The sequence below is a fragment of the Hymenobacter sp. M1-2 genome (assembly GCF_057808495.1).
The window spans coordinates 221977-235004 of record NZ_JBTYZO010000004.1; the positions used below are offsets into that span (position 1 = coordinate 221977).

The window sequence follows — 13028 nt, forward strand, 5'->3', positions numbered from 1 at the left end:
CGACAGCGCAAGCTGAGCAGTAAAGGGTGTTTTCATATGGAACAGAGAAAAGAGTGGCTACTTGAGAGTTAGGCATAGAATATTTTAGCTATCTCTAGTGCAATGGTTTTATTGAAATTATTCAACAAGATATTGCTCTACTAGACAATGATAAGCGTATTTTACGATTATGTACACTTTTCTACCTCTTATTATTTTGTGCACTTATTGGTTACTAGCAGCCAGACTAAGGCGGTAATTGCTATTGTAGCGCTTAGAAACCGGCGAGATAATTAATCTTTTTGGCCCGATCCTTGTTAAAGAAAAAATCCTAGAAAGAATACTTTTTAGGTGTTTTGGTTGTGGAAAAGGGGCGGGCCAGTGGTCCGCCTTTTTTTATGCCTAGCTTCGTCGTTAAGGGTGTCCTGCTATCCTTGGCTCTCAGCCGCTCGAAAACAAGGACTTGCACTTGCACGGTTCTCAAATACGCACCAATTGACTGGTGGAATGAGATTGTACTTGCCTTTTCATAACCGTCATGGCTACTTCTACTATGTCTCATTCTGCTGATCCAGCTACTGGGCGTTGGATTTTAGTGGCTGCTATTGCGGCTTCTTGCATGGCTTTTATCGATGGTTCGGCGCTGAATGTGGCTTTGCCAGTTCTGCAGAAAGACTTGGATGCAAGTGGTCCGGATTTGCTCTGGATTTTGAATGCCTACTTACTGGTGCTGGCAGCGCTCATTTTAGAGGGCGGCGCGCTTGGCGACCGACTAGGCCGTAAACGCGTTTGCATGGCGGGTATTGGGTTGTTCGCGTTGGCTTCACTGGCCTGCGGCCTGGCGCCCACCACGGGTTGGCTGATTGCGGCGCGTGCCGTACAGGGTATGGGCGGGGCTTTGCTGATTCCTGGCAGTCTGGCGCTCATTTCGGCCGGGTTTCCCGAACAGGAGCGAGGGCAAGCTATCGGCACGTGGTCGGCGGCAACTACGTTGGTTACGCTGGGCGGACCAGCGCTGGGCGGCTGGTTGGCCGATGTAGGATGGTGGCGGATTATCTTTTTGCTGAATCTACCGCTGGCGGCGTTAGCGCTACTGGTGCTTTGGCGCCGAGTACCCGAAACGCGCTCCGCTACTGCTCCTGGCAGCGACTGGTTGGGCGCCGTTCTGGTAGCACTTGGGCTGGCTGGCCTTACCTGGAGCTTGCTACGAGCCCCGGCCATTGGGTGGAACAGTGTACAAGTGGTAGCATCCTTTGGCGGTGGAGTACTGGCTTTAGGTGCTTTTCTATGGGTAGAGTACCGATCCAAACACCCTATGTTGCCGCTTCGCTTGTTTACCAGCCGCACATTCAGTGGTGCCAATGGGCTTACTCTGCTGCTCTACGGCGCATTGGCTGCCGCTATGTTTTTCCTTTCCCTCAACTTGGTGCAACTGCAAGGTTACTCGCAGTTTCAGGCGGGGCTGGCTTTCATGCCTCTAGCCACCCTTATTGCCAGCCTTTCCCGGCCCGCCGGCCGCTGGGCCGATAGTTACGGGCCGAAGCCTCTGCTTACGGCGGGTCCGTTACTAGTAGCGTTGGGCTTTGGTTGGCTAGGGCATATTGGCTTTACGGCAGGACCAGCAGCTTACTGGAGTACGTTTCTGCCGGGGTTGCTTTTGTTTGGACTTGGGATGGCCCTGACCGTGGTTCCCCTCACTACGGCCGTTATGACGTCTGTTGCCGATGAGTACGCGGGTACGGCTTCGGGCGTGAACAACGCCGTAGCCCGCACAGCAGGTGTACTGGCTCTGGCCGCACTAGGTGGGCTAGCTCTTACGCACTTTTCTGGCCAGCTTATAGAGCGAACTGCTCCGCTGCAACTGCCTGAATTAACGCAGGCGGCCTTACTGCGCGAAGCACCCAAGCTTGGAGCCGCTGCAGTACCTGACGCTGTGGCGGCAACACAACGGCCAGCGGTGCAAGAGTCCATTCGAGAGGCCTTCCAAAACACTTACCAGCTGATGCTTTGGGTGTGTGCCGGCGTAGCAGCTGCCAGCAGCGTACTCGCCTTTCTCACTGTTCCCGCAAAATCGGCCTCAACGAAGTCTTCTCCACGAGAATCTTAAGTAAGAAAATCGCGAAGCTCTTCTTAATTCCCCGCCAGCTAGAATCAAGGCTAGAGAACAGGTATTGCCTTAAATTTCCTTGCGCAGCAGGAGCCAGGCAATGTTAGCGCTAGAGCTGGAAAGGAGGGTTGACCATCTAAGGACAAGTAGCTAGTGAATAATACGTAGCTCGTAAGTGTCGGCGGGTGCGTCAGGAGTTGGGAAGGCGCCTACGCGGCTAGGGCCGTAGCCAAGGTTCACTTTCACCCACTCGTTGCACGCTGGTAGTAGCGCTATAATATCCTGACGCAAGCGGACAAGGTCGTCGCGCAGGTTTTGCAGTTGTTGCTGCGCCTCCTCGGCGTGCTGTGGGAAGCTGCCGGTTGCCGGGCGCTGTTCAAATGCTGCTGCGGCAGCCTCTGTTTGCGCCTTCTCTAAGGGCAAAGCTATAATATCCTGTTCTGCTTTATGCAGGTCTTTTTCCGTGGCCAGATAGGCATTTACCTTGTCTTCGAGCGGCTGCAAATCAGGATTCAGGTAGTCGAGGTTGCTGGACATGGTGAAGGGCGTAAAAAGCGTCTGGCATACCAAACGCAACCATTGTGCAGAAGGATACGCCGTGGTGGATTTACTGCTCGGATTATGGTTGCAAAGTGTCGTAATAGGCCAGTAGACGAACCACATCGGCTTCCTTGCTCAGATTGAGACTTTGCTTGCTGACATACGCAGCGGCTGAAGATTTATACTGCTCCTCGAGAGCCTCCAAAATGCTCCGTTTGTTGAGTCGGACTGGGATTAGCGTTTGGTCGGGGCGCTTTATGTAAAAATTTTCTGTAGTACCCCACTCCGACTTTTTGACGGTGTTCAACGCTCCGCCTGATGTTTGAGCCCGAACTTGGCCAATCAAGCAGGACCCACCCCGCCCGATGCCGTAACTTGCGGCGCCAATATCCTGCCCATCTCTCGCCACAATCGCCGATGCCTACCAATGCCCCTGTGCTACCTGACCCGCTTGGTCACGCTTTGCGCGACTATCAGCAAGGCCAAACGGATGCTGCGCTCACCGTGCACAGCAACGTAGCGGAAGAAGAGCCCCTGCCAGCCGCTTATTTTTTCCGCAGCCTCTGGGAAATGCCCGAGTTGGAACGGCAGGCTCTCGACGAGTGCCAGGGCCGGGTGCTCGATTTAGGCGCCGGCGCGGGCTGCCACACGCTGGAGTTGCAAGCTCGTGGCTTCGAGGTGAAGGCCATCGATGCTTCCGAAGGAGCCGTGCAAGTAATGCAGGCACGCGGCGTGCGCGAAGTAGCCCACCACAACATCTTTGATGCCGCCCTCACGCACGAAAAATACGACACGCTGCTCATGCTCATGAACGGCCTAGGCCTGGTGGGCACATTGGAGGGGTTGGAAAAATTTCTGCGCCACGCGCGCGCACTGCTGGCTCCTGGCGGTCAGATTCTGGCAACTTCTTCCGATATCAGCTACCTCTACGAAGACGAGGAAGGGGCTTTGGTTTTCGACCTGAACGGCCCGTACTACGGCGAAGTCACGTACGCCATGCAGTATGGTGAGCTACAGGGCGCCCAATTCTCCTGGCTTTTTGCTGATGCCAGCATCCTGCAAGACTATGCTGTAGAAGCGGGTTACGAAGTGGAGTTTCTGGGAGAGGATGAGCAGCAACAGTACCTCGTGCGGCTGACACCACTCAACGGGTAGATAACTAAGTCAATAACAAGTTTATTAGTCAACATTACAGCGACACGTCAATCAGCAAATTCTTCGCAACGACATGACCTACATCAAGACGTACACCGTGCGTTGGGCCGATATGGACCCAAACGGGCACATGCGCCACTCCGCTTACACCGACTACGCTGCCCAAACAAGGCTAGAGTTTCTTGCCGACCAGGGTTTTGCGATGCAGCAGTTTGCCAAACTGGCTATCGGCCCCATCCTGTTCCGCGAAGACACGCGCTTTCTGAAGGAGATTCACTTAAGTGAGACCATCCGCGTTTCGGCGGAAGTGGGTGGCCTCAGCGCCGATGGTTCCCGCTGGCGTATTATTCACACATTATACAAAGCCGATGGCCGCGAAGCCGCCATTGTGGCCGTAGACGGTGCCTGGCTCGATTTACGCCTGCGCAAACTCACGCTGCCAACCCCCGAACTGGCCAACACCTTCTCCCACATGACCCGTCACGCCACGTACGCCGACATTGTGCGGGAGAAGAAAGTGAGGGAGTAGTGTATTCAGCTAGAAACGGGAGCGTTTTTGGCGACTGAAGGTGCAATAAACAGTAACACTTTCCCCGCTAGGAGCCAGGAAAGACGCTTATGCATTTTTGTGAAAACAGCTAAAAGGAAGGACTATTTCACTCCTTCCTTACTCTTCAGCGCCTTTGCAATACGCTCCACCTGGAGTTGGTGGTGGAGCACGTGGTCGAGCATGAAGTCCAGCGTTTGATGGATGGTGAGCATGCCAGAGCGAGGGTGCTTGAAGATGGCCCGCTTGAGTAGTTTGCTAGGATATTCATTCAGGGTCTGCTCCAAGCGCCGCCGCCCGGACTGCCATTCCTCCCGCAGTTGCGGCAGAGGCGGAATATGGTCGGGCGTGATACTGCTCAACACAGCTGGTGCTTTGAACCGCGTGAATGGAAGCCGCAGCAACACCCGCAACAACAGCGACTTGAAAGCATGCCGAAGACCAGCCTGTTCCAAGTTTTCGGCGTGTTGCAGCTTCTTCTCGATGTATTGCCCAATGCCCATTTCGGCCACCAGCAAGTGCTGCACCACCTGCGCCGCCGACCACTGGCCCGGCCCCGGCGACTGGTGCGCCGCGTCACCAAGGGCCTCAGTCGTTTTCAGCAAGCGAGAAGTGGCTTGTTCGAGCTGCTCGAAGCGCAGGTGCAGACGATGATTCATGAAGCAAGGTGGGAGTAAAGGGATGCGGCGTAGCTTTGGGCAAAAGGTACGTAAAATCCCCACCGGTGGCTTGTAGGCTAGCCTGCTTGTTACCGGGTTCCATGTCCAACGCTCATCCATTAATGTCCATTCCCGCTGAAGCTGTGTCAGTTAGCCAGCCTCCACGGCTCGTGCGGTGGCTAGGTCAGCCGTGGCCGTTGTGGGTGCGCGTGTGGATAGTGCTAGGGATTTATGGGAGCTATTTTTTGCTGGGTGGGGGCCTCCGTGGTGCCGGCATGCCTTACGATGCTGGCCACTATTGGGAATTGGCGGTGTCGTTTCAACGGCAGCACCAGGCCTTTTCGTTGCTGTATTTCAATGATCCCACTCGCGGTTACGTAGCGGCCCTATTGCAGTTCCCGGCGTTGGTAGTCCGCTTCCTCACCAATTGCTCCATGCCAACGGCGGCCAAGACGGTGGGCCTAGTCTGGGCGGCGCTCCTGTATGCCTGGCTGGTGCCGGCGCTGTGGCGTAGTTTGGTGCTAGGGCGGGTAGCGGGAGCACGTTGGCTGGTGCTGGTGCTGCTAGGTTTCGTGTTCTGGCGTGACCATTTCAGCTTCACCCTCACCGACATGCCGGCCTTGGCACTGCTGCTGCTGGCTCTCTGGGCATGTAGTCGGGCGGGAATAGGTTGGTGGCTACTGGCTGGCTTGGCCTTAGCGGCGGCGCTGAATAGCCGGCCCGTGTACGCGGTGGCTGTACTGCCCGTGCTAGGGCTGGCCGGCTGGTGGAGTCGGCAGCACGGCGGCAAGGCGCTATGGCGTTGGGCAGCGCTAGCGCTAGGTATTATTATAGTACTAGGTCCGCAGCTAGCCATCAACCGGCTCCACTTCCAGCGCAACACACCCTTTGTACTAGCCCGAGTCAACCCCACTAATAACGCGCCGCTTTACCTCAAGCAGCTCACCTGGGGCACCCACGTGCTGCGCTACGATACCGAATTGCGGCAGCGCCTCGTCTATGCCGACCTAGACGGCCTGCGGGTGTTGCGGCATGAGGGAATCAAAGAATATGCTTCTTACGGACAGTTTCTGCGCATCGTAGCTCGCCATCCGCTCAACTACGGCTGGCGCTATTTGCGACACTTATTCAATGGCCTCGACGTGCAGCAACCCGCACCATACCTGCTGCACAACTATAGACCAGCGCGGCATTGGATGCAATTGCTGAACTACACGGTACTTGGCTTTGGAGTAACGGTAGTAGTACTGTCGCGGCGCTGGCGAAACTGGCCCCGGGCACTGGCGCTGCTGGCCTTGCTGCTACCTTGCGCCGTTGCGTTGCCCACGGCCGTAGAATGCCGCTTTCTACTCCCGTTGCACCTGTTACTGCTTACGGTGGTGGCTTTCCGGGTTTCGCCGGAACGGTATTGGAGAGCCTTGCGCGTCCGGCCGATACTCGCCGTGGTAGTGGTACTAACGGCTGGACTGTGGCTGGGGGGCTGCTTCTGGCTTTCGGCCGCTACTTTCCGCAACTTGCAGCCCGACCGTGGCAAGTCCTTGGTAGACGACTAGCTTTTTTACCACATTCCACCTTGTTGACGCGTGTTTCTTCTCTAGCTGGCCGTTTGCGGATTCCCTACTGGGACTTAACGCTGCTGATTTTGGTGGTGTACTTGGTGTACCTGCCGTTTTCTGGCTACTCGAATCTGTACTTTGACGCCGAGTATTACTGGTTTATCTCCGTTTACTTTCACCATAAAGGCAGCCTATCCTTATTCAACTTTCATGACAGTCTGCGGGGATATTTCCTGCCGCTCTTACTGCTGCCTTTGCGCATTGCGCAATATTATAGTGAGCTGCCTGCCATTTGGTTTACCCGCGTGTTTGGTGCCATACTAGCGGCGCTAGGGTTTGGGCTACTGGGTCCGTTGCTCTGGCAAGCGGTACGCGGCGAAAAAACCAATCTAACGTGGACTCGCCGGGCAGCTTTTGCGGCCCTAGGATTTATGTTGTGGCGCGACTATTTCAACTTCACCCTTTCCGATTTTCCGGCACTTTGGGCATTAGGACTTGGGCTATTACTGCTCTACCAGCCACGCCTGTGGGGTATAGCAGCAGCGGGGGCCTGCTTTGCGGCTGCTTGCAATATGCGGCCTCCCTATTTAGTGGCCGTGCCGTTTTTCCTGTTGCTATCCGTGGTGGCTACGCCGGAAGAAAGCCAGTGGCGCTGGGCTCGTGTAGTAGCTCTGTTGGCAGGAATGACGCTGGTGCTAGGGCCGCAGCTCATTATCAATCAGCGGCATTTTCATCAAACCTCCCCGCTAGTGTTGGCGCAAGACGAGAACCTAGAAACTGACAACCTGTACCGTGAAAAGCTAAAATTGGGCCTGCTGCAACAGAAGTACGAAACCAGTCTGACGTTGGACTACCCACAACCCGTAATGATTTTTCGGGATGAGGCGGGCGAACAGCTTGTGCGTACAGAGCAGGTGGAATGGTTTAATTCCTACGCTAGCTACGCACACCTAGTGCTACGTCATCCATTGCTTTTCGTCAAAATGTATGCCCAGCGCCTCTTCAACGGCCTCGACTTACAATACCCGACACCTTACATTCGTCAAGTATACCGGTCTTCGCTCGGACTAGCTTGGCTGAACTATACGGTTTGGTTTGGGGCCTTGTTGGTGGTGATGCACACTCGTGCGCGTTTTCTGCGGCTGCATCAGTGGTTGGTGCTGGGTGCGCTGCTAGTGCCCTGCTTGCCCATGCTGCCCATCAACATAGAGTGCCGTTATCTACTACCCTTGCATTTGCTATGCTATGCGGTACTATGCTTTGGCTGGCCCGCTGCTTGGCACCCTGCGCGGTTTCCGCGTCAGCAGCTGGCCCTGGTGGGTGCAATGTACGTGGTGTTTGTTGGTCTGTGCTTCGTGGCTTCCGCGGCTGCGCAAGCTACGCTGGAACTAGGGCCACGAACGCTGTGGTAGAAGTGGGTGTTTGCTGCAATTATCAAAGAGCTGCCTTAAAGCATCAAGTAACTACTCAATAAGCACCTTTGCGCTGTTTCAGGCAAAAGGTTTTCAATAACAGAAAGGCCCGCTAGCATGACGCCAGCGGGCCTTTCTGTTATTGAATGGAATCAAACTAATCAGCACTTAGGCTTTCTGGTACGTCACCTCTTTTACGGCTTGCACGGTGCGGGCCACGTTGGGCAGCGAGGCTTCAATGAGCGTGGGCGCGTAGGGCAGGGGAACGTCCATGCAGGTGATGCGCACGACAGGAGCGTCGAGGTAGTCGAAGGCGCGGCGCTGCACAATGTAGGCCAGTTCCGAGCTGATGCTGGCCAGCGGCCAGGCTTCTTCTACCACCACCATGCGGTTGGTTTTCTTCACCGATTCCACCAGCGTATCGTAGTCGATGGGGCGGACGGAACGGAGGTCGATAACTTCGGCTTCGATACCTTCCTTGGCCAGCTCATCGGCGGCGGCCAGGGCCACTTTCATCATCTTGCCGAAGCTCACCACCGTCACCGATTTGCCTTCGCGCACCACGTGGGCTTTGCCGATTTCGAGCAGATATTCCACTTCCGGCACCTCGCCTTTGTCGCCGTACATCTGCTCCGATTCCATGAAAATCACTGGATCAGGGTCGCGGATGGCGCTTTTGAGTAGGCCTTTGGCGTCGTAGGGGTTGCTGGGCACTACCACTTTCAGGCCGGGCGTATTGGCGTACCAGTTTTCGAAGTTCTGCGAGTGCTGGCTCGACAGCATACCGGCGCTGCCCGTGGGGCCGCGGAACACGATGGGGCAGGAGTACTGCCCGCCCGACATCGAGTAAATCTTGGCGGCCGAGTTGATAACCTGGTCAATGGCTACCAGCGAGAAGTTGAAGGTCATGAACTCGATGACCGGAATCAAGCCGTTGATGGCCGCGCCCACGCCGATGCCGGCAAAACCAAGCTCGGCAATGGGCGTGTCAATTACGCGGTCTGGGCCGAACTCATCCAGCATGCCCTGGCTCACTTTGTAGGCGCCGTTGTATTCGGCTACTTCTTCGCCCATGAGAAATACACGCGGGTCGCGGCGCATTTCTTCGGACAGGGCTTCACGCAGGGCTTCCCGGAATTGGATGGTCCGCATAGTCGATTGGTGTTCGAAAGTCAGAATGAAAATGCCGGCCCAAGCCGGCGCGTAAAGCTACGACGAGTAAGGCTGTTGGGCAAATGAGTCTATTTTGCCTTAAACACGTAGCTCATGTAGGCCAGCCGGTCTGCCATTTATTTCATTACTCAAAGAAGCCAGGTAACTCAATGTTTCTCCACCTTCGAGAAATTATCAGAAGGCGGCCATTTTTATGGCGCGAAGGACTACTTGCTCATTGTCTCAGCACCTCCAGAAACACCTTGCCGCGGGCATAATCCATGAATTCCAAATCCTCTACGGCGCGGCCAGCGAATTTGCGGTCCAGCTGCACGGCGCGGCGCAGATGCTGGCCCAGCAGAGGCTCATCTTTCCGGCGAGCGGCTACCACGGCCAAGCAGTAATAAGCCAGCGGGTCGTTGGGCTTCAACGTAAGAGCCTCTTCATACATGCCGTTGGCGCCCTCATAATTGCCCTTCAGCAAATAGATGAGCGCCTTATTCATGGTGTTCTGGTAGGTTTTAGAACTGTAGCTAAGGCTGTTGACGGCATCATCCAGTTGGCCGACTTCAATTTCCAGCGCGGCCTTGTCGGCAAAGATTTTGTCGAGTATTGGGCGCGGGCCGCCGAGCTTGATGGCGTAGTCGTAATTCTGGAGAGCTTCGAGCTTGTCGCCGGCGCGGTGGTAAGCGGTGGCTACACGGTAGAACATGGCCGCCGTGGGGTTGCGGTGGGCCGCCAGCGTAAAATTGACGCCAGCCCGGCGTAGGTAGGTGCGGCGCACTTTTTCGCTCACCTCTTTCTCCGAGCGCAGCAGCAGTACTACCGCCAGGTTGTGGTAGGCTTCCCAACGGCCGGTGGTAGCCACGGAAGTTTCGTAGATGCGCTGCTTTTCGGCCAGCAGCGGCGTGAGCGTGGCGGAGTAGCGCAGCTCTTCCGGCGTAAGAGCGTCGGCCTCAATCTGCTTCTCCACAATCTTTTTTGAGAGCAGATAGATTTCCGAATCGTAGCGCTTGGGGGCGGTATACTGCACGGCCACCGTGCCGAAGCGCATCACCGGGTAGATGTACTGCTCCAAGTAATCGAAGTACGAGAGCTCGTGCAGGCTTTTTTCCTTCTGCGCGTAGGTGCCAGGCGTATCATTCACGAGCAGCAGCACGGAATCTATCTGTTCGGGCTTCAGAGCCGATTGCTGCACCTTGTTCAGAAACAGGTCCCAGCGGCGGTGGTAAGCTTCGGTTTCGAAGTCGATGTCGCGTACGCGATTCAGGTAGGCGTACAAATCGACGCGGTTCTTGTAATACTTCACCAGGGCCTGTACGCGCTTGTCGGCGAGGCGCCGGTCGTGGGCGTCGAGGGAATCGGGGGAGTGGCCGGCCACCACCATCACCTTCTCCGTGCGCTGGTTGGCTTCGATGAAATCTTCCAGCGCGGCCACGTTGGTGCCCAGGTAGTTGCGGATTTCCGCCTTGCCGGCGTCAAAGAAAAAGGGCAGCACGCGGGTGCCGCTCATGTTGTTGTCGACGGTTTCGGGCAGCAGCTCGATGGCCGTATCCTGGCGCACCACCAGTCGGCCGGTGCTCACGATGCCGCGGGCCAGTCTAATTTCCTCGCCTTTCAGACGCTTGCCTTTGGGCTTCAGCTGCCGCACCTCGCCCAGAGCCAGCAATTGGCCCGGACTTTTATTGGGCGTAAATGGGAAAGACAGCTGTTTTTTAATGACCAGCTGGTTTTTGTCGGTCTCGTCGTACACGTATTCGCCCGACACGAAGGAGAGGCGGCCCAGGGTGTCTTCGCGCAGGCCATCTTCGTAAACGTAGCGCAGATTGAGTCCGTAGGCGGCGCCTTTCTTTAGATGCGCGGCCGGCACGCGGGCCGTTACCTCAAAAAGCACGTTTTCGCCGTTACTTTCCAGCACGGAGGGCTGTACGCTAACTTGTTGGCCGGCTTGCGCAACCTTCAACATCTTAGGTAGCGTACAAGCAGGCAGCAAGCCCGCTCCAATCGACAGTAAGGCAAGCGAAATCAGGTGCAACGGGCTTCTCATAGGCAGGGGTATCGGGGCGAAATTTCAGACAACAAACGCAAAAGCGCGCGGACCAGACGTATCTTGGGAGGAATTTGCACCACCCGAGCTTGAAGAAAGCCGCGTATCTCCCTATTTTGTACCAGGTTAGGGGCCGCAAGTCTTTACATCAGAACGCTATGAAACGAATCACCGACTACATTGAGAAGCAGAGCTTCGGCGTCTGCAACGCGCTAGGCAATCGGCTGGGATTCTCCACGAGCAGCGTCCGGTTGTCGTTCGTGTATGCCTCGTTTTTTACGTTTGGCTCGCCCATCGTGCTGTACTTCGGGCTGGCATTCTGGATGAATGTACGCCGCGCCATGCGTCGGCAGCGGAGTACGGTTTGGGATTTATAGCCTAGGCTTGGTAGCCTGTGCTGGTGCCTGCTTCGTTTTGAGGCAGGCTTTTTTGTGGGTTGAATTTCTCGCAGTATCTCGCAGTGTTCTAGCGTATCAGAGCAGTTTCCAGTTCCGAAAACTTGCGTTTGCCTTGGGCAAAGTAGGCCCACACGAGGCTGCCTTGGTAGGTGCCGGGGTGTTGCGAGATGGTGAGACGGGGCAGGAAATCCTGGCGCTTTTGCTTCCAGTAGGCCCGCTGACGGCGGAAGTCCCGGTGGGCCCGCAGGATGGCGCGGGCGTCGGCGGTTTCGCCTTGCAGCAGCAGGCGCAACGCGGCCACCCAGTCGAGGAGGAGGCGCGTGACGAGCGTGCCGACAAGCTCCGTTGGGTGCGTGTTTTTGTAGACCAGCGCCAGGCCGTTGCGGAAGTTGAGGTAAGTTTTGCGCGGGTTGGACTTGTGCAGCGTACCGCCGCCCACGTGGTAGACCGTGCTGCCACCGTGGTACCAGACTTCGTGGCCAGCATTCCAGAGTCGCCAGCACAGGTCTATTTCTTCCATGTGAGCGAAGAATTCTGGCTCCAGACCACCCAGCGCGTGCCAGGCGCTCAGGCGCACCACCATGCAGGCGCCGGTAGCCCAAGCCACTGGGCGGGCGTCGTCGTACTGGCCCTGGTCGGTTTCGAGGGTGTCGAAGAGGCGGCCGCGGCAGAAGGGGTAGCCGAGCCGGTCGAGGTAGCCGCCGCCAGCGCCGGCGTACTCGAATAGCTCGGGTTGGGCGTGAGCGCGCAGCTTGGGTTGCACGGCCGCCACGGCGGGGCGCTCCTCTAGCAGCTGCCGCAAGGGCCGCAGCCAGCCAGGCGTCACTTCCACGTCGGAATTGAGCAGCACCGCGTAGCGAATATCGGCGGGCAGTTGCGGCAGAGCCTGGTTGTAGCCTTCGCAGAAACCGAAGTTGGTGGCGTGCTGAATGAGCCCAACCTGCGAAAACTCTCGCTTCAGCACCGCCACGGAGTCGTCGGTGGAGGCGTTGTCGACCACGATGATTCGGGCGTCGTTGGTGTGGGCGAGCACGGAGGGAAGGAACTGGCGCAGCAGTGCGGCGCCGTTCCAGTTCAGGATTACCACGGCCACATCGGCGCAGGTGTCGGCAGTCGGTGGTACTGGATTAAAGGCCAAAGCCGCCGAGGTCGAGGCCGGGAATGTTGGGGAGCAGGCCGCTGGTTTTTTGCTTGAGTTCTTCGCGGGCCTTTTCGCCAGCTTCGTCCAGTGCTTTGTTCACGGCAGCTACTACTAAGTCCGCTAGCATTTCGCGGTCGGAAAGCAGCGTCTCGTCGATTTCCAGTTTCAACACGCGGCGCTGGCCATTGGCGGTGGCGCGCACCAGGCCGCCGCCCGCTTCGCCGGTGGCCGTTACGTACTGCATTTCTTGCTGGGCCTGCTGCATTTTCTCTTGCAGCTCCTTCATCTTGCCCATCATGCCCATCATATCAAACATGGCACTATTCTTTTCGAGG

Annotated in this window: 12 protein-coding genes; 6 read left to right on the forward strand and 6 right to left on the reverse strand. The window is 56.6% G+C overall.

The features are described 5' to 3' along the window. Positions 1-532 precede the first annotated feature (532 nt). On the forward strand, positions 533-2086 hold the full coding sequence (locus ACYSMN_RS06100) for an MFS transporter (RefSeq protein WP_488922966.1): 1554 nt from the start codon (positions 533-535) through the stop codon (positions 2084-2086). A 150-nt stretch (positions 2087-2236) separates the two neighbouring features. Here the strand turns inward: ACYSMN_RS06100 and ACYSMN_RS06105 are convergent, their stop codons facing one another. Then, positions 2237-2623, reverse strand: coding sequence for a hypothetical protein (locus ACYSMN_RS06105; protein WP_488922967.1), 387 nt, complete (start codon positions 2621-2623; stop codon positions 2237-2239). Between the two features lie 420 nt (positions 2624-3043). On the opposite strand from ACYSMN_RS06105, the gene ACYSMN_RS06110 reads away from it, so the two are divergent. Next, positions 3044-3781, forward strand: a complete 738-nt coding sequence (locus tag ACYSMN_RS06110) for a class I SAM-dependent methyltransferase (protein WP_488922968.1) — start codon at positions 3044-3046, stop codon at positions 3779-3781. Between the two features lie 73 nt (positions 3782-3854). Then, positions 3855-4310, forward strand: coding sequence for an acyl-CoA thioesterase (locus ACYSMN_RS06115; protein ID WP_488922969.1), 456 nt, complete (start codon positions 3855-3857; stop codon positions 4308-4310). Positions 4311-4432: 122 nt separating this feature from the next. Here ACYSMN_RS06115 and ACYSMN_RS06120 read toward each other — a convergent pair whose 3' ends face one another. After that, positions 4433-4987: a DinB family protein gene (locus ACYSMN_RS06120; RefSeq protein ID WP_488922970.1), complete on the reverse strand. Its 555-nt coding sequence runs from the start codon at positions 4985-4987 to the stop codon at positions 4433-4435. 122 nt (positions 4988-5109) lie between these two features. Here ACYSMN_RS06120 and ACYSMN_RS06125 point away from each other — a divergent pair, with 122 nt between their 5' ends. Both ACYSMN_RS06125 and ACYSMN_RS06130 read left to right on the forward strand, forming a co-directional pair. Next, on the forward strand, positions 5110-6540 hold the full coding sequence (locus ACYSMN_RS06125; RefSeq protein WP_488922971.1) for a hypothetical protein: 1431 nt from the start codon (positions 5110-5112) through the stop codon (positions 6538-6540). A gap of 53 nt (positions 6541-6593) precedes the next feature. Further along, positions 6594-7955 carry a hypothetical protein gene (locus tag ACYSMN_RS06130; RefSeq protein WP_488922972.1) on the forward strand — a complete coding sequence of 454 codons (1362 nt, stop codon included), beginning with the start codon at positions 6594-6596 and terminating at the stop codon, positions 7953-7955. A 168-nt stretch (positions 7956-8123) separates the two neighbouring features. Here ACYSMN_RS06130 and ACYSMN_RS06135 read toward each other — a convergent pair whose 3' ends face one another. Beyond that, positions 8124-9131: a pyruvate dehydrogenase complex E1 component subunit beta gene (locus ACYSMN_RS06135; protein ID WP_488922991.1), complete on the reverse strand. Its 1008-nt coding sequence runs from the start codon at positions 9129-9131 to the stop codon at positions 8124-8126. Positions 9132-9342: 211 nt separating this feature from the next. Then, positions 9343-11073 carry a tetratricopeptide repeat protein gene (locus tag ACYSMN_RS06140; protein WP_488922973.1) on the reverse strand — a complete coding sequence of 577 codons (1731 nt, stop codon included), beginning with the start codon at positions 11071-11073 and terminating at the stop codon, positions 9343-9345. A gap of 239 nt (positions 11074-11312) precedes the next feature. Between ACYSMN_RS06140 and ACYSMN_RS06145 the strand changes: the two genes are divergently transcribed. Beyond that, the gene (locus ACYSMN_RS06145) at positions 11313-11531 is read left to right on the forward strand and encodes a PspC domain-containing protein (RefSeq protein ID WP_488922974.1); all 219 of its coding nucleotides are present in this window, start codon (positions 11313-11315) and stop codon (positions 11529-11531) included. Positions 11532-11619: 88 nt separating this feature from the next. On the opposite strand, the gene ACYSMN_RS06150 is transcribed toward ACYSMN_RS06145, so the two are convergent. Beyond that, on the reverse strand, positions 11620-12690 hold the full coding sequence (locus tag ACYSMN_RS06150; RefSeq protein ID WP_488922975.1) for a glycosyltransferase family 2 protein: 1071 nt from the start codon (positions 12688-12690) through the stop codon (positions 11620-11622). Next, the gene (locus tag ACYSMN_RS06155) at positions 12680-13009 is read right to left on the reverse strand and encodes a YbaB/EbfC family nucleoid-associated protein (RefSeq protein ID WP_488922992.1); all 330 of its coding nucleotides are present in this window, start codon (positions 13007-13009) and stop codon (positions 12680-12682) included. The genes ACYSMN_RS06150 and ACYSMN_RS06155 overlap by 11 nt, the downstream gene beginning before the upstream one ends. Between the last annotated feature and the right edge of the window lie 19 nt (positions 13010-13028).

What these genes read in the sequence shown, in the direction of transcription:
- ACYSMN_RS06140 (WP_488922973.1), bottom strand. Translation starts at nt 11,073, where the DNA reads ATGTTGAAGGTTGCGCAAGCCGGCCAACAAGTTAGCGTACAGCCCTCC.
- ACYSMN_RS06145 (WP_488922974.1), top strand. Translation starts at nt 11,313, where the DNA reads ATGAAACGAATCACCGACTACATTGAGAAGCAGAGCTTCGGCGTCTGC.
- ACYSMN_RS06100 (WP_488922966.1), top strand. Translation starts at nt 533, where the DNA reads ATGTCTCATTCTGCTGATCCAGCTACTGGGCGTTGGATTTTAGTGGCT.
- ACYSMN_RS06115 (WP_488922969.1), top strand. Translation starts at nt 3,855, where the DNA reads ATGACCTACATCAAGACGTACACCGTGCGTTGGGCCGATATGGACCCA.
- ACYSMN_RS06125 (WP_488922971.1), top strand. Translation starts at nt 5,110, where the DNA reads ATGTCCATTCCCGCTGAAGCTGTGTCAGTTAGCCAGCCTCCACGGCTC.
- ACYSMN_RS06120 (WP_488922970.1), bottom strand. Translation starts at nt 4,987, where the DNA reads ATGAATCATCGTCTGCACCTGCGCTTCGAGCAGCTCGAACAAGCCACT.
- ACYSMN_RS06155 (WP_488922992.1), bottom strand. Translation starts at nt 13,009, where the DNA reads ATGTTTGATATGATGGGCATGATGGGCAAGATGAAGGAGCTGCAAGAG.
- ACYSMN_RS06110 (WP_488922968.1), top strand. Translation starts at nt 3,044, where the DNA reads ATGCCTACCAATGCCCCTGTGCTACCTGACCCGCTTGGTCACGCTTTG.
- ACYSMN_RS06105 (WP_488922967.1), bottom strand. Translation starts at nt 2,623, where the DNA reads ATGTCCAGCAACCTCGACTACCTGAATCCTGATTTGCAGCCGCTCGAA.